The organism is Pseudoneobacillus rhizosphaerae (assembly GCF_917563885.1).
Taxonomy (GTDB): Bacteria; Bacillota; Bacilli; order Bacillales; family Cytobacillaceae; genus Pseudoneobacillus; species Pseudoneobacillus rhizosphaerae.
In genome coordinates this window covers 25032-49761 of record NZ_CAKJTG010000014.1, presented here as the reverse complement: position 1 = coordinate 49761, position 24730 = coordinate 25032, and the positions used below count along the sequence as shown (strand labels likewise).

General features: G+C 36.3%; 23 protein-coding genes and 1 other annotated feature (1 of these 24 running past the window's edge). Of the genes, 16 read left to right on the top strand and 7 right to left on the bottom strand.

Going from position 1 to position 24730, the window contains the following annotated elements; all coding sequences use genetic code 11:
* The first annotated feature begins 145 nt into the window (after positions 1 to 145).
* Positions 146 to 919: a phosphotransferase family protein gene (locus LRP83_RS13285; RefSeq protein WP_230497185.1), complete on the top strand. Its 774-nt coding sequence runs from the start codon at positions 146 to 148 to the stop codon at positions 917 to 919.
* Here the strand turns inward: LRP83_RS13285 and LRP83_RS13280 are convergent.
* Positions 916 to 1194 carry a YtzH-like family protein gene (locus LRP83_RS13280; RefSeq protein WP_230497184.1) on the bottom strand — a complete coding sequence of 93 codons (279 nt, stop codon included), beginning with the start codon at positions 1192 to 1194 and terminating at the stop codon, positions 916 to 918. The two genes, LRP83_RS13285 and LRP83_RS13280, sit on opposite strands and share 4 nt — an antisense overlap.
* Positions 1195 to 1360: 166 nt before the next feature.
* Between LRP83_RS13280 and trmB the strand changes: the two genes are divergently transcribed.
* Both trmB and LRP83_RS13270 read left to right on the top strand, forming a co-directional pair.
* Positions 1361 to 2005: a tRNA (guanosine(46)-N7)-methyltransferase TrmB gene (gene trmB, locus LRP83_RS13275; RefSeq protein ID WP_230497183.1), complete on the top strand. Its 645-nt coding sequence runs from the start codon at positions 1361 to 1363 to the stop codon at positions 2003 to 2005.
* Positions 2006 to 2117: 112 nt separating this feature from the next.
* The gene (locus LRP83_RS13270) at positions 2118 to 2957 is read left to right on the top strand and encodes a YtnP family quorum-quenching lactonase (protein WP_230497182.1); all 840 of its coding nucleotides are present in this window, start codon (positions 2118 to 2120) and stop codon (positions 2955 to 2957) included.
* Positions 2958 to 3152: 195 nt separating this feature from the next.
* On the opposite strand, the gene LRP83_RS13265 is transcribed toward LRP83_RS13270, so the two are convergent.
* On the bottom strand, positions 3153 to 3470 hold the full coding sequence (locus LRP83_RS13265) for a PepSY domain-containing protein (protein ID WP_230497181.1): 318 nt from the start codon (positions 3468 to 3470) through the stop codon (positions 3153 to 3155).
* Between the two features lie 197 nt (positions 3471 to 3667).
* On the opposite strand from LRP83_RS13265, the gene LRP83_RS13260 reads away from it, so the two are divergent.
* The 7 genes from LRP83_RS13260 to murC all read left to right on the top strand — a co-directional run bounded on the left by LRP83_RS13260 (position 3668) and on the right by murC (position 11837).
* Complete coding sequence (locus LRP83_RS13260) at positions 3668 to 4741, top strand: M42 family metallopeptidase (RefSeq protein WP_230497180.1); 1074 nt, start codon at positions 3668 to 3670, stop codon at positions 4739 to 4741.
* A gap of 98 nt (positions 4742 to 4839) precedes the next feature.
* Positions 4840 to 5355, top strand: coding sequence for a DUF84 family protein (locus tag LRP83_RS13255; protein WP_230497179.1), 516 nt, complete (start codon positions 4840 to 4842; stop codon positions 5353 to 5355).
* Between the two features lie 127 nt (positions 5356 to 5482).
* Entirely contained in the window at positions 5483 to 5992 is a 510-nt protein-coding gene (locus tag LRP83_RS13250; RefSeq protein ID WP_230497178.1) for a hypothetical protein, read from the top strand.
* Positions 5993 to 6007: 15 nt separating this feature from the next.
* Positions 6008 to 6334: a thioredoxin family protein gene (locus LRP83_RS13245; protein ID WP_494337129.1), complete on the top strand. Its 327-nt coding sequence runs from the start codon at positions 6008 to 6010 to the stop codon at positions 6332 to 6334.
* A gap of 91 nt (positions 6335 to 6425) precedes the next feature.
* Positions 6426 to 7226, top strand: coding sequence for a DUF1444 domain-containing protein (locus LRP83_RS13240; RefSeq protein ID WP_230497176.1), 801 nt, complete (start codon positions 6426 to 6428; stop codon positions 7224 to 7226).
* 338 nt (positions 7227 to 7564) lie between these two features.
* Positions 7565 to 10300 (top strand): DNA translocase FtsK, encoded by a 2736-nt coding sequence (locus LRP83_RS13235; protein ID WP_435531356.1) that lies wholly within the window; start codon positions 7565 to 7567, stop codon positions 10298 to 10300.
* Between the two features lie 241 nt (positions 10301 to 10541).
* Positions 10542 to 11837 (top strand): UDP-N-acetylmuramate--L-alanine ligase, encoded by a 1296-nt coding sequence (murC, locus tag LRP83_RS13230; RefSeq protein ID WP_230497175.1) that lies wholly within the window; start codon positions 10542 to 10544, stop codon positions 11835 to 11837.
* A 41-nt stretch (positions 11838 to 11878) separates the two neighbouring features.
* Here murC and LRP83_RS13225 read toward each other — a convergent pair whose 3' ends face one another.
* Entirely contained in the window at positions 11879 to 12994 is a 1116-nt protein-coding gene (locus tag LRP83_RS13225; RefSeq protein WP_230497174.1) for an aminopeptidase, read from the bottom strand.
* Positions 12995 to 13155: 161 nt separating this feature from the next.
* On the opposite strand from LRP83_RS13225, the gene LRP83_RS13220 reads away from it, so the two are divergent.
* The 5 genes from LRP83_RS13220 (at position 13156) to ccpA (ending at position 16978) form a co-directional block, all read left to right on the top strand.
* Complete coding sequence (locus LRP83_RS13220; RefSeq protein ID WP_230497173.1) at positions 13156 to 13626, top strand: DUF948 domain-containing protein; 471 nt, start codon at positions 13156 to 13158, stop codon at positions 13624 to 13626.
* 21 nt (positions 13627 to 13647) lie between these two features.
* Complete coding sequence (locus LRP83_RS13215) at positions 13648 to 14076, top strand: YtxH domain-containing protein (protein ID WP_230497172.1); 429 nt, start codon at positions 13648 to 13650, stop codon at positions 14074 to 14076.
* Between the two features lie 43 nt (positions 14077 to 14119).
* A complete protein-coding gene (gene ytxJ / locus LRP83_RS13210; protein ID WP_230497171.1) occupies positions 14120 to 14449 on the top strand; it encodes a bacillithiol system redox-active protein YtxJ in 330 nt (109 codons plus the stop codon).
* A gap of 229 nt (positions 14450 to 14678) precedes the next feature.
* Positions 14679 to 15755, top strand: coding sequence for a bifunctional 3-deoxy-7-phosphoheptulonate synthase/chorismate mutase (locus LRP83_RS13205; protein WP_230497170.1), 1077 nt, complete (start codon positions 14679 to 14681; stop codon positions 15753 to 15755).
* A gap of 224 nt (positions 15756 to 15979) precedes the next feature.
* On the top strand, positions 15980 to 16978 hold the full coding sequence (gene ccpA / locus LRP83_RS13200) for a catabolite control protein A (protein ID WP_230497169.1): 999 nt from the start codon (positions 15980 to 15982) through the stop codon (positions 16976 to 16978).
* Positions 16979 to 17023: 45 nt separating this feature from the next.
* On the opposite strand, the gene LRP83_RS13195 is transcribed toward ccpA, so the two are convergent.
* From LRP83_RS13195 to LRP83_RS13185, 3 genes are read right to left on the bottom strand one after another with little or no spacing between them, the layout of a single operon-like run.
* Positions 17024 to 18190, bottom strand: a complete 1167-nt coding sequence (locus LRP83_RS13195; RefSeq protein WP_230497168.1) for an acetoin utilization protein AcuC — start codon at positions 18188 to 18190, stop codon at positions 17024 to 17026.
* The gene (locus tag LRP83_RS13190) at positions 18187 to 18834 is read right to left on the bottom strand and encodes an acetoin utilization AcuB family protein (protein WP_230497167.1); all 648 of its coding nucleotides are present in this window, start codon (positions 18832 to 18834) and stop codon (positions 18187 to 18189) included. The genes LRP83_RS13195 and LRP83_RS13190 overlap by 4 nt, the downstream gene beginning before the upstream one ends.
* Before the next feature lie 21 nt (positions 18835 to 18855).
* The gene (locus tag LRP83_RS13185; RefSeq protein ID WP_230497166.1) at positions 18856 to 19488 is read right to left on the bottom strand and encodes a GNAT family N-acetyltransferase; all 633 of its coding nucleotides are present in this window, start codon (positions 19486 to 19488) and stop codon (positions 18856 to 18858) included.
* A gap of 209 nt (positions 19489 to 19697) precedes the next feature.
* On the opposite strand from LRP83_RS13185, the gene acsA reads away from it, so the two are divergent.
* The gene (gene acsA / locus LRP83_RS13180) at positions 19698 to 21416 is read left to right on the top strand and encodes an acetate--CoA ligase (RefSeq protein WP_230497165.1); all 1719 of its coding nucleotides are present in this window, start codon (positions 19698 to 19700) and stop codon (positions 21414 to 21416) included.
* Between the two features lie 47 nt (positions 21417 to 21463).
* Here acsA and LRP83_RS13175 read toward each other — a convergent pair whose 3' ends face one another.
* On the bottom strand, positions 21464 to 24283 hold the full coding sequence (locus tag LRP83_RS13175) for a transglycosylase domain-containing protein (protein WP_230497164.1): 2820 nt from the start codon (positions 24281 to 24283) through the stop codon (positions 21464 to 21466).
* A 247-nt stretch (positions 24284 to 24530) separates the two neighbouring features.
* Positions 24531 to 24730, top strand: a binding site (T-box leader) (it continues 11 nt past the right edge of the window).

The window sequence follows — 24730 nt, the reverse complement described above, 5'->3', positions numbered from 1 at the left end:
TTCTTCTTTTTAGGTCTTGACGAAAAATGTCAATTAGAGATAAAATCTATAGGATGGCTATTGTCGAAAATTGTATCAATAGCTGTCTTTTTGTTTTTTATGCCTCAACAAAATTGTAAATTGCACACATTGAAGGTGAACCATCTTGGATTATTTACTGGGGACAGAGTGGGAAATTGTTCCTGCTGGCGGCGCAACTGGTGAAGCATTTTTTGCTCAATTTGAAGAGCAAAAGCTGTTTCTAAAACGTAACTCTTCACCATTTTTAGCTGTTCTATCAGCAGAAGGAATTGTCCCAAAACTTGTTTGGACGAAAAGATTAGAAAATGGTGACGTCATTTCTGCGCAGCAGTGGATGGACGGAAGAGAATTAAAACCGTCTGAAATGAATGCGGATCAGGTGGCGAAGCTTCTGAAAAAAATCCATCGTTCCAAGCCGTTACTTGGGATGCTGAGGCGTCTTGGTAAATCACCTTTACAACCAGAAACCCTCCTTCGTACGATGGAAGAAGGGCTTGATATTGATTTATTAACGATTCCATCTGTAATTCGTTCTTTGGAATTTTTAAATAGTGAACTTGAAAATATCCCGTCTGAAGAAACTACTGTTTGTCATAGCGATGTAAATCATAATAATTGGCTTTTAACGGAGCAAAGTGAGCTCTATTTAATTGATTGGGACGAAGCTATGATAGCTGATCCTGCCATTGATTTAGGTCAACTATTGTACTGGTATATCCCTAAAGAAGACTGGGTAAATTGGCTTGATTTATATGGGATTAAGTTAACTGAGCATTTAAAACTTCGGATGCGTTGGTATGTTTATGCGCAAACTTTAAATTCGATTCAATGGTATAAAAGCAAAAACCGTTTTGATGAGATGAATAAATGGATTAACTACTTAGACGTTATTTTCTAAGAGAACTGATCAATGTCATTGACCCAATTAGCCAACTGTTCTTGATTAGTGGTTATATGATCATCTAGGTTGCCAGTATTTACTCCATCTTGACTATAGGTGTAAATTTCTTGAAGAACATTTTTTACATTATCATGTATCTCGTTATTAACCATTAAGGACTTAATCAATCTTTCAAGCTGCTCGCATTCGGCAACAGACCCGCAGCAATCGGTTTGATGATTGTTTAAAATATCCTTTAGTAGGTTTACTTGATCGTTGTAATTTAAGGGCATGATTATTGTCACCTTTCTGCAAAAAAGAATTCACACTTAGGTTGTGAGTTCTTTTTCTTGTTTATACGGTAAAACGATAATAATAAATTGTATCCATTTTGCACTTGCAACATGTTTTTATGCATGATAGGATTTGACTCGAAAACGTTTGACAAGGAGTGTCTAAATGAGACAGAGAAATAAGCCTTGGGCTAAAGATAGAATGAACGAATACCCTCAATATTTAATTGCTAACCCTGAGCAACATAAAGGAAAATGGTTTGAGGTTTTTGAGAAAAATCAACCTCTTCATATAGAAATTGGGACTGGTAAAGGTCGTTTTATTACTGGAATGGCAAAAGCAAATCCAGATATTAATTATATTGGTATTGAACTTATAGAGAGCATCATTGTCTGTGCATTAGATAAATTAATCGAAGAAGAGCTACCTAATTTAAAGTTATTGAATGTGAATGCAGCTGAATTAGAAAAATATTTCGCTAAAGGCGATGTTGATCGAGTTTATTTGAACTTTTCTGATCCATGGCCAAAAGTACGCCATGAAAAAAGACGTTTAACCTTTGATAGTTTCTTACGTGTTTATGAAAATATTCTCGTAGATGAAGGGGAAATTCATTTTAAAACAGATAACCAAGGGCTGTTTGAATATTCGTTAACAAGCTTTTCGAAATATGGTCTATTATTAACATATGTAAGCTTGGATCTTCACCAAAGTGATTTTATAGGAAATATTATGACTGAGTATGAAGAGAAGTTTTCTAATAAAGGTAGTCGAATTTATCGTAGTGAAGTTAAATACCGTAAAAAATAAAATTTGTGAGGCCAATTCCACTTGTGGGGTTGGTCTTTTTTGTAAAAAATTCGAAATATTTTTTAAAAAATATTGAAAATGTTAAAATTAAAGTACGAAGGGGGAAGAATAGATGGATACACTTCAATTTGGACAGATAAGGTTAACCTGGCTTTCGGGTGGGGTTACGAATCTAGATGGGGGAGCAATGTTTGGAGTTGTTCCTAAACCCTTATGGGAAAGAAAATACGAATGTAATGAAAAAAATCAAATTGAACTTAGAACCGATCCAATCCTCATTCAATGGGATGGTAAAAACATTCTGATCGAATCAGGAATCGGGAAGGGGAAACTAACAGACAAACAAAAACGAAACTTTGGTGTTGTCGAGGAATCTCATTTAGAAGAGGATTTGCTAGCATTGGGATTAAAGCCAGAGGATATTGATATCGTATTAATGACACATCTCCATTTTGATCATGCATGTGGGCTTACAAAGCTTGTGAACGGGAAATATGTATCCGTTTTTCCAAAGGCAAGAATTATTGCTTCAAGTATTGAGTGGAACGAAATGAAAAATCCAAATATCCGTTCCATAAATACATACTGGAAAGAAAATTGGCAAGCGATTGAGACACAAGTTGAAACGTTCGAAAATGATTGGGAGCTTGGACCGATAAAGTTAATTCATACTGGTGGCCATAGTGATGGTCATTCCATTTTACTATTAGAAGACGGACAAGAAACAATCATTCACATGGCAGATTTAATGCCAACTCATGCTCATAAACCTGCACTTTGGGTGATGGCCTATGACGATTATCCGATGAATTCAATTAAAGCAAAGCAAGATTGGATTCCTTATGGGCTCAGCAAAAATGCCTGGTTTATTTTTTATCATGATGCGATTTATCGAGCGGTTAAGTGGGATGAACAGGGAACTATAACTGATAGCATTATTCGACACAAATAAAGGCTCTTTTCGTAAACTTTGTTGCTATTGCTACTAACATAAGCAACAAAACAAAAGACTAGCACACGAAAATTTTAAAAAGATACGAAAAGATGCCACGAAGCCATAAATAATACGGGTTTAAACTCGGTTCGAAAAGCAACAATCTTTGTGAAAACAGCCTAAATAAAAAAAGAAGGGGTATTTTCCCTTCTTTTAAATGGGGTAAACTTCCAATAATGTCCCTGTTTTAGCATCAGCAATAAATTCAAATTGCTCACGTTTACCACTAGTAGAAGGGTTTCTCGAGATTCCTCCCTTGTACACTTGGTAAGTTAAATTATTTTTATGAAAAGGTTCGACCTTCATATGAATCCATGAACCACTAATTGGACCTTGTTCTTTAAAGCGATTTTTGGCAACTTCAAGAACCTTTTCAGCAGAAATGAAGGACTGTGTAGAAATATATTTATTTGTGGCATATCCACTTATGGCACCAACAGCAACACCTAGGATAAAAGATTTCCAGCGCATACTTTGATTCCTCCTTAATGTAAGGAATTTGTTGTAATTATTATAGCCTACTGACAAGCCTGTTGCGAATCCACAACTGAAATTTTAATAAATGTATTGAAATTTTCAGTTTATAGTAGTTATATGTACAAAGTTTTTGTAAAATTAACTTATACATATGTTTCGAGTTACAAAAGAATACAAAAGGAGCCAAAAAAATGAATGAGCAAACGTTAGAGCTTTTTAAGACATTAACTGAATTACAGGGAGCACCAGGTAATGAACATCTTGTTCGTAAGTTTATGAAGGAACAATTAACACAGTACTCTGATGAGATCGTTCAAGATAAGATTGGAAGTATTTTTGGAGTGAAAAAAGGTGATGTAAACGGACCAACGATAATGGTGGCTGGACATATGGATGAAGTTGGTTTTATGGTTACAGGTATCACCGAAAATGGAATGATTCGCTTCCAAACGTTAGGCGGATGGTGGAGCCAGGTTTTATTAGCTCAAAGAGTACAGATTATGACTAATAGTGGACCAGTTGTAGGTGTTATTGGTTCCATCCCTCCACATCTTTTAGATGAAGCTAAACGTAGTAAACCAATGGAGATTTCAAATATGTTAATTGATATCGGTGCGGATGATCGTGAAGACGCTGAAAAAATTGGCATTCGCCCTGGTCAACAAATTGTCCCAATCTGTCCATTTACACCGATGGCAAACTCGAAGAAAATTTTAGCGAAGGCATGGGATAACCGTTATGGTTGTGGATTGGCAGTGGAGCTTTTAAAAGAAATAAAGGATGAAAAGCTGCCAAACCTATTATATTCTGGTGCAACCGTTCAAGAAGAAGTAGGCTTACGTGGAGCGCAAACAGCAGCGAATATGATTAATCCAGATATCTTCTTCGCTCTAGATGCTAGCCCTGCAAATGATATGTCTGGGGATAAGAAGGAATTTGGTCAATTAGGAAAAGGGACTTTACTTCGAATCTTAGACCGTTCAATGGTCACTCATCGCGGAATGAGGGAATTTGTTTTAGATACAGCAGAAACGCATAAAATTCCATATCAATATTTCATTTCTCAAGGTGGAACAGACGCTGGTCGGGTTCACACCTCCAACGAAGGAGTACCAAGTGCCGTTATTGGTATTTGTTCACGTTATATTCATACAGCAGCTTCCATCGTTCATGTAGACGACTACGCAGCTGCAAAGGAATTGCTAGTTAAGCTAGTAAAAGCATGTGATAAAACGACTGTAGAGAGTATTAAACAAAATAGTTAACAAAGCATAAAGGGCATAGAACAATCTATGCCTTTTATCTTGTTATTGGATAGATGTGCATATTCACTGAATACCAAAAATAAATTGGAGAGTAATTTATGAAAATAATTATTGGTTCAAACAATCCAGCGAAAATTGAAGCAGTCAAACATGCATTTAAGGGCAACTACGATTTTTTTTCTGTTAATGCATTTTCAGGTGTAAGTGAAATGCCATTTAGCGATGAGGAAACAATTAAAGGGGCGCTTAATCGGGCTGAAAGTGCTATAAAAATAGGGCATGGTGATATCGGCATTGGGCTTGAAGGGGGGGTTCAAGAAACCACTTATGGGCTGTTGCTATGTAATTGGGGCGCAATTGCTTCTAATGAGCATTCCTCTATCATAGCAGGAGGAGCCAGAATTCTTTTACCAGAAGAAATAGCGATACGTCTTCGGAATGGAGAAGAACTTGGGCCAGTAATGGATGATTACACGAATAAACAAAACATTCGTAAAAAGGAAGGAGCGGTTGGAATTTTCACAAATGGAAAAATTGATCGTGCCGAAATGTTTACCCACTTAACTAAATTGTTAGTAGGTCAATATGAATATCATCGCTCATTAATAAAGTGAAAAAATTCCGACTAATTCACTATGAAACTGGGTAAAATAGGCGAAAAGTCCATTTTAGGGTTGATTGTCCACTTATAAGCACGGTATCATAGAAATAGTGGATAATTTCCTTTAAGGGGGAAAATGGATGAGACTCGCGGTATTATTAATTTTATCAATATTTCTTTTATTAGGTTGCCAAGCATCCTTTGATGATCAAAAAGAAGAATCAATCAAGGCTGTCCAAAAACAAATGAATGAAAAACCAAAAGAAGCGAATAAAGAAGCACAAGATATTGACTTTTACCTGCCTTTTGGATATGAAATTGACGAGGAATCTCCAAATAATGTCATCTTAAAAAATGGCTCAAAGACATATATATTATTTTATAATCAATTTGAAAATGGGCAAAGTGATGTTGTATATAAATCAACTTTAAACCAACATGAAGAATTTGAAGTTGATCAAAAATGGGAAGATAAAGAAAACTTTGGCTTCTTTTTAGTAGAAAAACTAAATGATGACATAAACGAGTTAACTGTAGGAATTGGTGGGGTTAAATTGACTTCAGAAGTCAAAACGAGCAGTCTTGCAACCGAAGCAGCCCAAATGATGGAAATCGTCAATTCTGTATCGGTAAAATCAGATGAAAAATAAATTATTTTAAAAAGGATGCGAGTAAATATGAAGAAATTAGAATCAATCGAACAATTTGAAGAGCTTCGTGACAACGGTAGCCATGTCTTTCTTTTTTCAGCAGATTGGTGCCCAGATTGTCGAGTGATAGAGCCAGTTTTACCGGAGATTGAGGCTAAGTTCTCTGAGTATCAGTGGATATACGTCGACCGTGACCAATTTATCGATCTTTGTATTCAGCTTGATGTATTTGGTATTCCAAGTTTTATCGCCTATGAAAATGGTATAGAGTTAGGTCGTTTTGTTAGTAAGGATCGCAAAACGCAGGAAGAAATTGAACAATTTATCCAAGGCTTAAAATAAAAAAGACCTTCAACTCCTTCGTCTTTCTTTCAGACGAAGGTTTTTTCATGTAGAATGGTAAGAATAAAAGCGTAATAAAGGAGTCATAGTGATGAAAATGGATAGTATTAAAATGAAAAAGGAATTAGAAAATCGTTTAAAGGGGCCAAATCGGTCTTTCACATATAATCGTGAAAAAGATGAATTAAGGATTGTTAATGCTAGAACAGGTAAGGGAATAACTGTGGCAATTTCTGGTATCGTTGCAAAATGGCATCAACAAAAAGACCAAGCTATCGACGAAGTAGTTTATTACGTAGAAGAAGGTTTAAAAGTAATGGGAACTGAAAATAACTTGTCTGGAAATGACAAAAGAATATTTCCGGTTATTCGTTCAACTTCTTTTCCACTTGAAACGGGTGAGGGTGTTCCCTTAGTAACAGAAGAGCACACGGCAGAAACTCGAATCTATTATGCCCTTGATTTAGGTCAGTCATATCGGTTAATTGATGAAAAGATGCTTGAACAAGAGGGGATTCTTTCAAAGCATATAAAAGAAACAGCCTTGTTTAACATGAGATCATTATCTACAGAAGTAAAAAAAGATAGTGTAGCAGGGAATACTTTTTATTTCCTTTCTACAAATGATGGGTATGACGCAAGTAGAATTCTAAATGATTCCTTTTTAAAACATATGCAAAGTCAAATTAGCGGCAATATGGTATTAGCAGTTCCACATCAAGATGTATTAATTATCGCAGATATACAAAACAATACCGGGTATGATGTGTTAGCACAAATGGCAATGTCTTTCTTTGCAAGTGGAAAGGTTCCGATTACTGCATTATCCTTTGCTTATGAAAATGGCGATTTGGAACCAATGTTTATTTTGGGGAAAAATCGAAGAATGTAAGAAAAGCGGAAGCGCCCGTTTAGCGGCGTATGGACTGGAGCTCCCCTGACTGAGATAAAGGAAACACGAATCGCGTTGTTTGCGATTTGATGTTGACTTATCGTAGGGAAGGGGAGTGAAGTCCACTAGACGCTGGGCGCTGGAGCTGGACAATTCTCGAAGTCAAAAAAAGTTAAACTTTCTTACTTTGTAAAAAGATCATCTCATGGTGATCTTTTTTTCCTTTTTCTTAAAAATTCATGGTCATATTTAGCTAATTTTAATGTTTTTTGTCGAAATTACTAGAATAACTGTTAAAATAGGATGATAGAAGCAAAAGAGTAGAAAGAGTGATACCTTTGAGTTGGTTAAATAAGTTTTTAAAAATGTTTCAAGAAAAAGATGAAATCTATGACCATGAAAGGTCAATTGTGGAATATAACCAAGAAATTAAGAACGATAAAAAAGAACTAGAAACAAGGGTTACATATTATTATCCTAAGGGGCAAGAAACTACACCAATCTTATCAAATAAAGAGAACAAGCCAAAACAAACTAATCGAGTTCGACCAAAAAGAGAGCTAAGAAACCAGAATTCTGATAAGGAAGAAGTCTTGCCACTAAAACCTTTTGCTAATGAAAGAAGCGAACGAAAGAATGCAAGATTACATGAAAAAAAGATTAATCAACAAGAACAAATCCAGCCTGAAATGAAACTACAAGAGAAAATCATTCCTGTTAAATATGTGGAACAGCAAGACCAAAAAACTCAAAGTGAACCTAAAAAACTAGAGCAAAAGATAGAAACACGAACAAAAGTGACTAAGAAGAGCAGTAGACCATTCCGCCCAACGGAAATTCCGTCTCCTATTTATGGATTTTCAAAACGCCCACATCAGACTGAGGTAGTGGAGTTTGAATTAACAAGTGACGAAAAACTACTTGAAATCGAACAGAGGATTTTTTCAGTTAGTAACACAGAACAAGTGGCTACCATAAACCATGAAGAGCAGCCAGCTACCATCAAGCATGGAGAACAAGCGGCTACCATCAACCATGGAGAGCAACCGGCTACCATAAACCATGGAGAACAAGCGGCTACCATCAACCATGGAGAGCAACCGGCTACCATAAACCATGAAGAGCAGCCGGCTACCATAAACCATGAAGAGCAGCTGACTACCATCATCCATGGAGAACAAGTGTCTACCATTAATCATGAAGAGGAGCCGGCTACCATTTACCATGAAGAACTAGCAGCTACTCTTATCCATGAAGAAGATGCTTCATCAACTGAATACATGGAAGAAGTGTTCGAGGATAACGTAATCGAAATAGAAGAAAGTGATTACTTACAAGAAGAACTTAATGAGGATTTGGAAAAAGAATTAGACATAACATCTGAATCCGATGGTGAATTAGAAGAAAATCTTCCAATAGAAAATGAAATGGAATCGCGTAATGAAGATTTAGAAAAAAAACCAACTCAACGATCTCATCTCCCATTTAATGTTTTAATGCTTAATCAAGACAAACGTAAATGGGAACAAAAAAGAATCGAACGAGCGGTCCAACAGGAAATGCTTTCTCCAATTTCACAGGAAAAAGTCGTTAGTACGACTGAAATAGAGATTACCGAATCAAATCAATTATCAAACGGATATATCTTTCCTAATATGGAACTATTAAATCCACCGATGACACGTTTTGCTCAAGAGAATATCGATTGGATTGAAAATCAAGAGCATCTACTAAATGAAGCGTTAAAGAATTTTGGTGTAAGAGCCAATGTCGTTAATGTTACACAAGGTCCATCGGTTACTCGATTTGAAGTTCAACCGGAGCCAGGTGTAAAGGTAAATAAAATTACGAATCTATCAGATGATATTAAACTAAGTCTTGCGGCAAAGGATATACGAATTGAAGCTCCAATTCCGGGAAAGCACACTATCGGAATTGAAGTTCCTAACAAGAAGAGCCGCCCTGTGTTAATTTCTGAGATTATTAGAACTGAAAGCTTCCAAAAAAGTTCATCTCCGCTAACGGCTGTATTAGGGCTAGATATTTCAGGAGCTCCTGTTGTAACGGATTTAAAAAAGATGCCCCATGGACTGATTGCTGGAGCAACGGGGTCAGGAAAAAGTGTTTGTATCAATTCGATTCTAATTTCTTTACTTTACAAAGCAAGTCCACATGAGTTAAAACTATTATTAATTGATCCTAAAATGGTTGAGTTAGCCCCATATAATCATATTCCTCATTTGGTTAGTCCTGTCATCACCGATGTGAAGGCAGCGACTGCAGCACTAAAATGGGCAGTTGATGAAATGGAAAGACGATATGAGCTATTTGCACATACTGGAGTAAGGGATATTAATCGCTTTAATGAAATTGCAGAACAGCATAAGCGATATTCAGATAAGCTACCCTTTATTGTTATTATTATTGATGAGCTGGCAGATTTAATGATGATGTCACCTGCAGATGTCGAGGAGTCCATCTGTCGAATTGCACAGAAGGCAAGAGCCTGTGGAATTCATTTAATTATCGCTACACAGCGGCCTTCAGTTGATGTCATTACTGGATTAATAAAGGCAAATGTACCAACTAGAACTGCTTTTTCTGTTTCTTCTCAAATAGATTCTCGTACCATTATTGATATAAGTGGAGCAGAAAAGTTACTTGGAAGAGGAGATATGTTATTTTTAGAAAACGGATCCTCTAAACCAGTTCGTTTACAAGGAACATTTGTATCGGATGCAGAAATTGATTTGGTTGTTGAGCATGTTCGAAAACAGCAGGAGCCAGAGTACTTGTTCCAACAAGAGGAGCTTTTGAAAAGAGCTCAAGTCATTGAAGATGAGGATGAGCTTTTCTATGAAGCTTGTGAATTTGTCATTGAGCAAGGTGGAGCGTCAACATCTAGCGTCCAACGAAGATTTAAAATTGGCTACAATCGAGCGGCGCGATTAATTGATATGATGGAGCAGCAAGGATTTATCTCTGAACCAAAAGGAAGTAAACCGCGCGATGTCTTAATTACCGAAGAAGCGCTTGAACAAATCCAAGAAAACACTAGTAGTTCATTCATATAAATGATAGTATTCTTTATGTTCATCTTTACAATAATATAAGTATCAAATAAGTAAAAATTTCCGAGTTGCTATTAAACAATTTTAGCAACTAATAAATAGTGTTTGGAATTAAATGGTGTTATACTGTGTAAATATAATAGGGGTATATACAACGAGTTACCCTGCCTTTTTTAGAAAATAACAAATTTAGTCTAATATCATATACTGTTTTACGACAAGATGTTGGTTGGAGGTTCTTTATATGACTATTTACCATTTCGTAGGTATAAAGGGTTCTGGAATGAGTGCATTAGCACAAGTTCTTCATGATATGAAATATGAAGTACAGGGCTCCGATGTTGAGAAGCGTTTTTTTACTCAAGTTGCCCTCGAACAATCTGGAATAAAGATCCTTCCCTTTCAAAAGGAAAATATCCAGCCTGGAATGACAATCATTGCTGGAAATGCATACCCTGATTCTCATGAAGAAATTCAAGAAGCGATGAAGCTTGGTTTGCCAATTGTTCGATATCATCGTTTTCTTGGCGATTTTATGCAAAACTTCATAAGTGTTGCGGTAACAGGGGCTCACGGTAAAACCTCTACTACTGGACTTTTGGCTCATGTAATGGAAGGTGGAAAGCCTACTTCCTTTTTAATCGGAGATGGAACTGGGAAGGGCGAAGAAGCAGCTGAATATTTTGTATTTGAGGCTTGTGAATATCGACGCCATTTCCTTTCTTATTTTCCGGATTACGCCATCATGACAAATATTGATTTTGATCATCCAGATTATTTTGCAAATGTTGAAGATGTTTTTTCAGCCTTTCAAGAGATGGCATTACAGGTTAAAAAAGGGATTATTGCATGTGGGGATGATGAACAACTGCAAAAGGTTCAGGCGAAGGTTCCTGTTCTTTTTTATGGATTTGGCGAGGAAAATGATTTTCAAGCAAGAAATATTATAAAGTCTACAGAAGGAACGACTTTTGATGTTTTTGTCAGACATACATTTTTTGAGACATTTACCATTCCTACGTTTGGAAATCACAATATTTTAAACTCTTTAGCAGTTATTGCTATTTGTCATTATGAAAGTATAGATCCACAAATTGTTAAGGATCACCTTTTGACATTTCAAGGTGTTAAAAGAAGATTTACTGAAAAGCAAGTGGGCTCTCAAGTGATTATTGATGACTATGCCCATCATCCAACTGAAATTAAAGCAACAGTAGAAGCAGCTAGACAAAAATACCCTAATCGGGAAATTGTTGCCGTTTTTCAGCCACACACGTTTACTAGAACTCAAACGTTTTTAGATGATTTCGCAGAAAGTTTAAATCTCGCTGATCAAGTATATCTATGTGAAATTTTCGGATCAGCTCGAGAAAATCGCGGAAAGCTTTCGATTGAGGATTTGAAAAATAAAGTTACTGGAGCTGAAATTCTTAAAGAAGAAAATACCAGCGACTTAAAAAAACATGAAACTAGCGTTATTATTTTCATGGGGGCTGGAGATATTCAAAAGTTCCAAGAAGCCTATGAAAAGCAGCTTTAAAAAAAAACGGGATCTGACAATAATGTCAGACCCGTATTTTTTTACTTTAAATTTTCTGGATTTAATACTTCTAATTCAGGTAAAACAAATCGGCCATCTTTACGAATTAATACATCATCGAAGTAGATTTCTCCTCCACCATAATCAGGACGTTGGATATTGACCATATCCCAGTGGATATTAGGTGTATCCCCATTAGGTGCCACATCGTAGAAAACACCAGGCGTAAAATGGAAGCTTCCGTCAATCTTTTCATCAAACAGAATGTCCTGCATTGGGTGAAGGATATAAGGGTTCACTCCAATTGCAAATTCCCCAATATAACGTGCGCCTTCATCTGTGTCAAAAATCTTGTTAATTCTTTCAGAATCATTCGAAGATGCTTCTACAATTTTTCCATCCTTAAATGTAAGTTTTACATTTTCAAATGTAAAGCCTTGGTATGGCGACGGAGTATTATAGGTTATAACACCATTAACGGAATTTCGAACTGGTGCTGTATACACTTCTCCATCCGGGATATTAAGCTGGCCAGCACATTTAATTGCAGGGATATCTTTAATCGAAAATGTTAAATCAGTACCAGGTCCAGTAATATGAACCTTATCCGTACGATTCATTAATTCAACCAGGCTTTCCATCGCGTCGCCCATTTTGCCATAGTCTAAATTACATACATTGAAATAAAAATCTTCAAAGCCTTCCGTGCTCATCTTAGCTAGCTGAGCCATTGAAGAGGTTGGGTAGCGAAGAACAACCCATTTCGTTTTTGGAACGCGAATTTCACTATGGACCTTCCTGCCAATTGTACGACCAGAGATTTTCATTTTCTCATCTGGGACATCTGCCAGCTCATTTATATTATTGCCTGAACGTAGACCGATATAGGCGTCCATTTGGCTCATGACATTCGCTTCAAATTGAGCCATCATATTATACTGTTCTTCCTCGGCTCCAAATAAAAGCGCTCGGTCTACTTGATGATCCTTTAAAGAAACGAAAGGATAGCCACCAGCTGCGTATGCCTCTTTTACTAAAGCAGTCACAAGCTCGCGTTGTAATCCAAAGTTTTCAATTAATACCTTTTCTCCTTTTTGTAGACGAACAGAATAATTGATTAAGTTTTTAGCTAGCTTTTCAATACGAGTATCTTTCATTTTTTCCTCCATATGTATGCGAATTATGTGTACAGTTCTATTTTAACCTAAAAAGTATATAATTGTGGAATTGAATGCATGACTGATTTTCACTATACTGTTAAAATATACTAAGAGCTTATCATTTATAATGAAAAATAAAAAAAGAGGTGTACAGGCAGATGATTATTTCATTTAGTGTTGCAATTATTGCGATTGCATTCTTTATTTTGGTCATTTATTTAGTAAAAACATTAAAAGCAGTCCAAGGAACTTTAGAAGGTGTATCCAAAACGCTTTCCGGAATCGAAGACCAGTTAGAGGGAGTTACAAAAGAGACAACACTTCTCCTTCAAAAAACAAATACACTTGCTGACGATCTACAATCTAAATCCAATAGTTTAAATACAGTTGTTGATGCTGTTAAGGATGTTGGAACCACTATACAAAAATTAAATCATTCATTTAAAACTATTACCTCTAGCTTTGATCATCAAGTTGAACAAAACAAAGATAAAATTTCTCAAGTAGTTCAATGGAGTAATGTTTTCATCGATATAAAGGAAAAATGGAATTCCAAAAAACAAAAAAAAGAACAGGAATTAAATGAAGAAAAAAGAGATATAGAGCTACAAAGATTGCGTTCAAGATAAAATTTTAAGGAGGATAAAAAAATGAGTAACCTAGATCTGCGCTCGGAAGCACAGGAAGAAAGAAGTAAGGAAAATCAACAATCAGGTACAAAGGATTTTTTGCTTGGTGCTCTAATTGGAGGAGTCGTTGGTGCAGCTACTGCTCTATTACTAGCGCCAAAGTCTGGTAAGGACATTCGCAGTACTTTCCATGATATTAAAGATGTGACGTTAAGCAAAGGTAGTGAACTTGTAGCAGTAGCAAAGGATAGTAAACTATTCTCAAACACAACTAGTCATGCAAAACAGATGATGAATAAAGAAATGGATTTTAGTGAAAAAGAAGAACATACTACGGAAGTTAAATATGTTCCGATTGAACCTTATCAAACATCTCATGAAGAGCTTCAAAGAAAACTTGAGGAAGCTCAAAGGGCTTTAGATGCAGAAGAGCAAAAAATAAAAGGGTAATCGTTCTGGAGCAAATTTTTCGAAACGATAGGAGAGAGGATATATGAAACAAATTAATAATCAATCAGAATTACTTGAAGCAATTAATGGGGTTGGGTTAGTATTTGTTTTAAAACACAGCATAACATGTCCAATAAGCCAAGCAGCCTATGGTGAGTATGAAAAATTCTCTAATGAACACCCAGAACAAAATTGTTATTTTTTAACAGTGCAAGATGCACGATCAGTATCAGAGTATATTGCTGAGCATTACCATATTAAACATGAATCTCCTCAAGTAATCATCTTTAATAATGGAGATGTTAATTGGCATGCCTCACACTGGAAAATAACTAATTCTGCATTAAATTCAGTTTTAAAAGAGAATGCCTAATATTTTATGCGTGTCAAAAGGTTTATGAATACTTCCTTTGACACGCTTTTTTTTGAATAAATAATGCACGCGCTAAATGTGATTGCATATTTCACTTTAATACTTAAAAGCGTTTAATTATTAAAGCGAAAATAACGTGACAAAGGTTTATTAATCTATTATAATTAAGCCTAATTATGAGATTATTTCAACATAATTTCTAATTAGTCTAGAAAGGACGGGATGTAAAGTGAGCAAAGTTGAATTGGATCAGCTTCGTGGAAGAGTAGATGAGTTAAATTTAGAGCTATTAAAGCTTATTAATGAGAGAGCACAGCTTGTTCAAGAAATAGGACGGGCAAAGGAAACTCAAGGCGTCTACCGATACGATCCTGTTCGAGAAAGAAGTATGTTGGATTTAATTAAAGAACACAATGACGGACCATTTGAAAATTCTACAATAGATCATATTTTTAAAGAAATATTTAAAGCAGGACTTGACTTACAAAAAGATGACCACAGCAAAGCATTGCTTGTTTCTCGTAAGAAAAAAGCAGAAGATACGATTGTAAATGTAAAAGGTGAGTTAATTGGGAATGGAATTCCACATTTCGTATTCGGTCCATGCGCGGTCGAGTCCTATGAACAAACAGCTACTGTTGCAAAAGCTGTTAAAGAAAAAGGCTTAAGATTATTACGTGGTGGCGCCTATAAGCCAAGGACATCACCTTATGATTTCCAAGGTCTTGGGCTAGAAGGCCTTAAGATTTTAAAAAGAGTAGCGGATGAATTTGATATGGCGGTTATTAGTGAAATCGTGAATCCTGCCGATATTGAAACAGCATGTCAATATATTGATGTTATACAAATTGGTGCACGTAATATGCAAAACTTCGAATTATTAAAAGCAGCAGGTGCTGTAAATAAACCAGTATTATTAAAGCGTGGAATTGCAGCTACGATTGAAGAATTTATAAATGCTGCTGAATATATTATGGCCCAAGGTAATGGACAAATCATCCTTTGTGAGCGAGGAATCCGTACTTACGAGAGAGCTACAAGAAATACGTTGGATATTTCAGCTGTACCAATTTTGAAGAAGGAAACACACTTACCTGTGCTAGTGGATGTAACACACTCTACAGGGCGAAGAGACCTTCTTTTACCAGCAGCAAAAGCGGCATTAGCAATTGGGGCAGACGGTGTAATGGCAGAAGTGCATCCGGATCCAGCAGTTGCATTATCAGATGCAGCTCAACAAATGAATTTAGATCAATTTGATGAGTTCTATAATGAGCTTAAGGCATTCGCTTACGCTCGTGTATAAAAAGCTTTGAACCTCTTGCCAATGGTGAGAGGTTTTCTCTTTTTACGTCTTTTTATAATATTTTTTCAAAAAAGATTGAATTTCATTGCGACCTGTCCTTGCTTGTCGTATGATAAATTAAATAATGACTTTGTTTAATACATCACAAACCATAAATCATGATTAGTTATACATAATTTGCTATAAACTAAAGAATAAGAAAAGTGTTTGAAGGAGTGGCGGAAATGAATATTACAATATATGATGTAGCACGAGAAGCAAACGTTTCGATGGCAACGGTTTCACGTGTAGTGAACGGAAATCCAAATGTGAAGCCAGTAACACGAAAAAAGGTATTAGATGTCATTGAACGCCTTGGCTATCGACCAAATGCAGTTGCAAGAGGATTAGCAAGTAAGAAAACAACGACTGTTGGGGTTATTATTCCTGACATTTCAAGCATGTTTTTTGCAGAATTAGCACGAGGAATCGAAGACATTGCAACAATGTATAAATATAATATTATCCTAAGTAATTCGGATCAGAACAAGGATAAAGAATTACATCTCTTAAACACGATGCTTGGAAAACAAGTAGATGGCATTGTTTTTATGGGAGGTAATATTACCCAAGAGCATGTTGAAGAATTCAAAAAATCTCCTGTCCCAATCGTATTGGCTGGATCTATTGAAGAATCGGGCACAATGCCGTCTGTTAATATTGATTATGAAGAATCAACGTATGATGCGGTTTTAGAATTTGTTGAAAAGGGACATACAGATATTGCCTTTGCAACTGGACCATTACAAGAACCTATTAATGGTGAAAAGAAATTAAAAGGCTATAAGCGTGCTTTAGAGCAAGCTGAGATCCCATATCGAGAGGACTTTGTTGTAGAAGGTGACTACACGTATGATTCTGGAATTGAAGCATTTGAAAAGCTTTTAGAAGGTCCGGTTAAACCGACAGCCATATTTGTTGGAACGGATGAAATGGCATTAGGAGTTATCCATGGAGCAGAAGATAGAGGATTTAATATTCCAAATGATTTTGAAATAATTAGTTCAGATAATACCCGTTTAGCATTAATGGTTAGACCACAATTAACAACTGTTGTTCAACCGCTGTATGACATTGGTGCTGTGGCGATGAGACTTTTAACAAAATATATGAATAAAGAATCAGTAGAAGAGCAGATTGTTGTTCTTCCACATCGGATTGAACATCGTCAATCGACTAAATAATATATTTGGTTTTTCCCTAAGAAGAGCACTTATAAAGTGCTCTTCTTAACTAGTTTTTGAATGATTTCGAATAGGATACAATGCTCGTTCAACAGTTTGAAAGTTTTTCTCTGTTATTTCTGATTTTCTTGGGATTGGAGGATAAAGATTATCTGGGTCTTCCCATGTTGTCGGTAAAGATACAGGTGCTTTTTGTTGCCATTCTTTCACCCAACTTATAGGTAAACTACCTGAACAATTTAAGTTTTCAGTCATTTCTAACCAAATATATGACCATGCCCTAGGTACGACACGCCAAATATCATAGCCACCACCACCAACTGCTATCCATCTTCCATCACAATAGGTATGTGCAATTTCATGTGCAATCTTCGGTATTTCTCGATATATTTTCATCGACGTAGATAAATGGGTTAAAGGATCATGATAATGAGCATCAACCCCATTTTGAGTAAGAATGACATCCGGTTTAAAAAACGCAGCGACCTCTCTTAAAGATGTTTCATAGGAATAGAGCCAGGATTCATCTTCTGTAAAAGCATCTAATGGTACATTAAAAGAATACCCGTAACCTTTTCCTTGACCACGTTCCGTGATATTTCCAGTACCGGGGAATAAATAGCGACCAGTTTCGTGTATCGATAATGTACAAACACTTGGATCATCATAAAAAGACCACTGTACTCCATCTCCATGATGAGCGTCTGTATCCACATAAAGAACACGTGCTTGATATTTTTCCTGTAAATATTTGATTGCTACAGAACTATCATTGTAGACGCAAAATCCAGAGGCTTTACCTCTAAAACCGTGGTGAAGCCCACCTCCAAGATGAAGTGCATGCTTTGCTTTTCCTGTCATGACTTGATCAACTGCAGTTAAGGTTCCACCAACTAAAAAGGAACTCGCCTCATGCATTCCAGGAAAAATAGGAGTATCTTCTGTTCCTAATCCATAGTTTTCAGCTATTTCTTGTGCAAGGTTGCCATTGCCAGCTTGTTTAACTGCTTGGATATAGCTTACATCGTGAATAAGTGCAAGCTGCTCATCTGTAGCTATTTTCGGAGGAATAATGAAACGATCCTCGATAGCCCCATGTTTTTTTAATAAGTCTAATGTTAGCTTAAGTCTAAATTGATTAAAAGGATGATGACTATTAAACTTGTAATTTAGTAAATCATCCGAATAAATAAAAATGGAATCGGATGTCATGATGAAACACCGGGAAGATTTGGCCACAACACGGTATGACCAGCTAATTTCAAGTCTTTAATCACAGCAACAGGATTCATCGTTTGCACTCTAATCACAATAATTTTAAAGTTAATATCTTTTTTGTCAGGATAAACCAGTACACTTTGAATATTAGCTTTATGATTTTTGATAATTGCCGTTATATCTAAAAGCATTCCAGCCTTATTCGGGACTTTTACTTCTATTTGTGAACCTGGCTGATGGGCGCCTGTTAACTCAACTAATGTGTGTAGTAAATCAGTTTCAGTTACAATTCCGACAAGGCATTGGTCTTTAATAATAGGCATACAGCTTATTTTATGTTCATAAAATAACGCTGCGATTTCTTCAACAAAATCAAGAGGATGCCCAGTAATTACATTTACTTTCATAATGGAAGAAAGGGGTTTTTCCAAGTCCTCTTTATTGTCATTAGCCCTGAAAATGGATGGTGCAGCATCTTTAATATCTCGATCGGTAATTAGTCCGACTACATGTTTTTGATGATCAATAATAGGAATATGGCGAATCTTTTTACTTGCCATTAATAAAATCGCTTGTGATATTGAATCTGTAGGAGTTAAATAGGCAACATCCGAATTCATAATTTCTTCTACTATCATTTCGAATTCCTCCCTATGGAATTAATACATGAAACGATTTTTAAATCGTAATTGATCAAATTTTTGAATGGAATCTGTATCCACTCTTTTTCCAATCCGCGCCATCAGACAGTTAGCTGGATGTGAGCTTATTTCAGGATCATCGGTTGCATACCATTCAAGACCACCTGAATTCATCATTTTTTCCATTACCTTACGATATTCCCACACATTTAAGCCTGTCCCTTTTAAGTCCCAATGCCAATAATATTCGGTCGTAATGATAAGAAAATCTTCCATCGCATCGTCCATCATTGCTACGTTTATTAGATTTTTTCCTACGGAATAACCTCTATATTCAGGAATAACCTCAATAGCTCCAAGTTCAATTAAATTATCCATTTTTCCTTCTGACCATCTTTCTAATGGGTCTGGATAAAGGAAAGTAACATAACCTACAATCGTGTGACGGTTTCTTGCCACAATTATTCTTCCTTCTGGAAGACCTGCGATCTCAACAAGTGCTTTATGCTGCTGAGCAGGTGGTCTAAAGGCAACAAGATGTTCATGAAACTCATATCCTGCTAATTTTTCAGCTGTAATAGGTCCTTCGATAAATAGATTCCCATGTGGAGTTTTTAGTTCTTTCGCGTTGTAAATCTTTTTGTGTTCCATTTGTTCACCCCTACGTTCAATCATAATTATATTATACATAAAATCTATTATTTTTAAGCGCTTTCACAAAATTTTCTGCAAAATACACATATATTTGGTGATTGTTTTACATAAATATCAAATTAAATATTTTAAAAATTGAGAATACAGTAAAAGTATACTATAATAGTTTTATTGTTTGGAATTAGTGTTAAAGGGGATGAAGAATAGTGAAAGTGGAAGCGCTGCCAGTAATCCAAGGGGAACATAATTTACAAAATTATGCTGATTTGTACGAGCAATTTGATTGGAAAGAGACGGAGAAAGAATTTTCCTGGTATGAAACTGGAAGAGTTAATATGGCTTATGAAGCGATTGACCGCCATGCCTTGTCATATCGCAAAAATAAAGTTGCTTTATATTACCGGGACGGAATACGAAATGAGAAATACACCTATAAGGAAATGAAGGAATATTCAAATCAAGCGGGTAATCTTTTGAAATCCTTTGGTGATGTAGAAAAAGGGGATCGTGTATTTATTTTCATGCCTCGTTCACCTGAATTGTATTTTGCTGTATTAGGTGCAATAAAATTAGGAGCGATTGTTGGTCCACTTTTTGAAGCTTTCATGGAGGGAGCAGTTCGTGACCGTTTAGAAGATAGTGGAGCAAAGGTCCTTATCACGACACCCGAATTATTAGAGCGGGTTCCAGTTGCCGAATTATCTGAATTGAAAACGATTTTCCTAGTTGGAGATGGAGTAGAAGAACAAGGTAAATATATAGATTTTAATAAGAGATTAAAAGAATCTAGTAAGGATTTGAAAATTGAATGGGTGAATCGCACAGATGGATTAATTCTTCATTACACTTCTGGTTCAACTGGAAAACCTAAAGGTGTATTACATGTCCATAATGCAATGATTCAGCATTATCAAACAGCAAAATGGGTATTGGATTTAAAGGATGACGATGTTTATTGGTGCACAGCTGACCCTGGTTGGGTTACTGGGACATCATATGGAATTTTTGGACCATGGTTAACAGGATCCTCTAATGTAGTCGTAGGGGGGCGTTTCAAGCCAGAAACATGGTATAAAGTAATTGAAGATTATGGTGTGACGGTTTGGTATAGTGCACCAACAGCGTTTCGTATGTTGATGGGAGCTGGAGATGAAGTAATTAAGAAGTTCAATTTATCCACCCTCCGCCATATTTTAAGTGTTGGTGAACCGCTTAACCCAGAAGTAGTTCGTTGGGGAATGAAGGTATTCCATTTGCGAATCCATGATAATTGGTGGATGACAGAAACGGGTGCACAGCTTATTTCTAACTATCCTTCTATGGAAATAAAGCCTGGATCAATGGGTAAACCAATTCCAGGTGTTACAGCTGCGATTGTTGATGATCAAGGAAATGAGCTTCCACCTTACCGTATGGGTAACTTAGCCATTAAAAAGGGCTGGCCATCCATGATGCAGACAATCTGGAATAATCCGCAAAAATACGAGTCATACTTTATGCCAGGTGATTGGTATGTTTCTGGTGATTCTGCTTATATGGATGAAGATGGATATTTCTGGTTCCAGGGCCGGGTAGATGATGTTATTATGACATCTGGAGAACGTGTTGGCCCATTTGAAGTAGAAAGTAAATTAGTAGAGCATCCAGCTATTGCAGAAGCAGGAGTAATCGGAAAGCCAGATCCAGTTCGAGGAGAGATCATTAAGGCATTTATATCCTTGCGCGATGGTTATGAGGCAACAGATGAACTGAAGGAAGAAATTCGCCAGTTTGTGAAGAAGGGCTTAGCAGCACATGCTGCACCTCGCGAGATTGACTTCCGTGATAAATTACCAAAAACAAGAAGTGGTAAAATTATGCGTCGTGTACTTAAAGCATGGGAATTGGATTTACCAACTGGAGACCTTTCTACAATGGAAGACTAAAAAAAATCAAAAAGCCGCATCTTTATAGATGCGGCTTTTTAGTCTGTTTATGGTCGATTTAGTATGGGATCTAGGATATCTATAACATCCTCTGGATCATCTATAGGGTTGTCCTCATTAGTAGGAGTAGTAATTTGACCTAGAACTACCATATTGGATGCAGAGGATTCTTGACCATCGATATCAACAGCTACAACAAAATAGGTGCCATTTCCAACACTCACATTTAAAGGTGAACCGGCTTTTACTATACCTACAACCTCCCAATTAGAATTATAAATTCTATAGCCAATAACATCCCTTTCAGGGTGCTGTGTCCATGAAATGATATTACCATTTGCGGTTATGGTTGGTGGGTCTGGTACTTGCCCATTTTCAACAATCTTGTCATGAGGTGCTAAAATCCTTGACCAACGATCTCGCTTCGGAATTAGCTGTCCTGGGTCTGGAAAATCTTTTCCAATAATATTTTTAATAAAATCCGGATTTAATATTAAACCATATTCAGCAAACTCATCTGGTGTTGACTCCATCGCTAAATATTTTTTATCTCCAACTCGAACAAATTTCCCTTCAATTAAACTGGAATCTGTTTCAGTCGGGGCGTATTTCATATTAAAAATATCCGTTTCGACTAATCCGGCTCTTTCACATACAGCAGAAGGTAGTAGACCAGAAATAGCACAGTATGAACGCTTAACAATCCCACCTGGCATTTTGAATGGCTCATCAGGATCAATCAACTCAGGATTTTGGTCATAAGCAGCATTGATTAAATCAACCCATAAGTAATTTGTACGTAAGCTGTAGGTTAATTCACCTGTACTCGCTTTTAAAGATTTAGGTGTATCATAACCAGTCCAAATTCCAAATGTTACATTTGGATTCGTTGCAACAAACCAAGAATCAATAAATTCATTACCTGTTCCTGTTTTTCCTGCCCAATCTGTTTGAAACTTAAGGCGGTTCTTTATGGATGCTGCGGTTCCACTCTTGATGACATCACGCATCATATCAATGGTGAGATAAGCTGTTTGTGGAGTGAACACATCTACTTCTTTTGTTTCATGCTCGAAAATAATTTCTCCATTACTATCGACAATTTTATCGATTAAATAAGCGTCAACAAACTTACCGTTATTTGCGAATGTCGCAAATGCATTTGTATTTTCTTCAACAGTTACTCCCTCAACCAACGAACCAATTGAAGTAGAAAGGTTCGTGTAATCATGCTTATGCAAAGAGGTAAAACCCATTTTCTCTAAATATGCTGCTGGCCTATAATCAATAATATCTTTATATAGCTTAACTGTAGGTACGTTATAGGACTTAGTCAAAGCATAACGAGCAGAAACCATTCCGCTGTATTTTAAATCATAATTGCTTGGCCATGGTTCAGGATTTGTCGGATCAAGCTTTAAAGCTACATCCGGTAGCACAGTTCCAGGAGATGCTTTCCCTAACTCAATAGCAGGGGCATAGACTAGTAGTGGCTTCATCGTTGATCCATTTTGCCTGAATGAATTTGTAGCGTGATTTAGTTGCTCACGACTATGATCACGTCCACCGACAAAGCTGAGTATTTTTCCAGTATGATTTTCAATTAATATTGCTCCAACCTCTACTGGTTCGGAAACGGTGATATTTTCGTCTGTTTCAGGATCCTTTTTAAGTTGTGGTTTATCAGGACCATAATACGGGTATTCATCCTTTGCTTTTTGCATGGCATCATAAATATTTTTATCAATCGTTGAATGAATTTTATAACCATTTTGACGAAGATTTCGATTAGCTAATGTTAAGTATTCTTCCTTCAATTCTTTGTTTTCATTTAAATCGTTTTCCTCATATCCATCTTTCTCTGCTAAAACCTTTGCTAAAATATCAACTGCCCGATCTTCAATTTCATATGTAAGCCATGGATACTTCTCAATACTACTAGATTTAGCTGGAATGAAATCTTTGGTCACATCGTAGGCAATGGCAGTTTCATATTCATCTTTAGTAATTGCACCTTTATCATGCATGCGTTGTAATACAGTTTTCATTCTTGTTAAACCAGGCTCAAGGGTTTCCTTTAGCTCTCCTTTCCTTGTAAAAGGAGTATAGCCGAAGGGGCTCTGAGGAAGACCAGCTATAAAAGCGGCTTGAGGAAGACTAAGGTCTTTTGCATTGACCCCAAATATCCCTTTGGCAGCTGTTTGAACTCCAGCGATATTTCTTCCTGAAGAGTTTCGCCCAAAGGTAGAAACATTTAAGTACGCCTCTAAAATTTCTTCTTTTTCAAAAAACTTCTCTAATCTTAATGCAAGCAATATTTCCTTTGCTTTTCGTTCAAAGGATACTTCATTCGTTAAAATTTGGTTTTTGATTAACTGCTGAGTTAGAGTGCTCCCACCAGTTTGAACTGACGCGTTAGTGAATTCTTGGAATAAAGCACGCATTATCGCCTTCGGTACAACTCCATTGTGGTCGTAGAAGTATTCGTCCTCAGTTGCCACGACAGCATCAATAAGAAATTGTGAAACGTCCTTTAGTTGGACCTCTTCACGTTCTAAATCGGTACGAAGTGTTCCCAAATATTCATCGTTTGCGAAATAAAGCTCCGACGTTTCTTCATAATTGTAAATATCCTTTTTCATATTCTCATATGGCCTAATAGGTTCATTTTTTACAAGAGAAGCAAAATACCCTGCTCCGACACCACTAGCAAATGCGCCACCAATGAATAAAACAATTAAAAATAATAGCGATAAATTCCAGACAACCTGGTACGTAATTCTGGCGCTTTTGACGGTTCTTTTATGTGTGAATAGAGTAGTAAGGCTTCTTAACCGACCTAGCCAATTATTCGACTCATTTTTCATAAATCATCCCCCTAAAATCACCTACAATTATAGCATAATCAACTAATGAAAGATGACAAGCTACGACATTTTTCTATTTTTACCAGTATATGTTGTCATTTTTTTATAAAAAAAGTAATTGACAATCTAAAAGGTTTTATGGTAAAAATGGAATAATTATAGAATAAACTCCGAAGCGCAATTTATTTCGGGTATATATTATTTCGAAAAAGAAATAATATATACGAAACAATAAAATTTTAATATTTTCATCGCTATGATGGGAATAAGTAGTACTTCTATCCCTGTTTTAGAGAGTCGGTGGTTGCTGCAAACCGATACAAATAGAAGAATGAATTACCTCCCTGAGCTTTTACCGTGAAAAATCTTTAGTAATGGTAAACGGATCATGCCGTTAGCATGTTAAGTTGGAGGAATTCCTCAAGCTAGGTGGTACCGCGCGTGTTA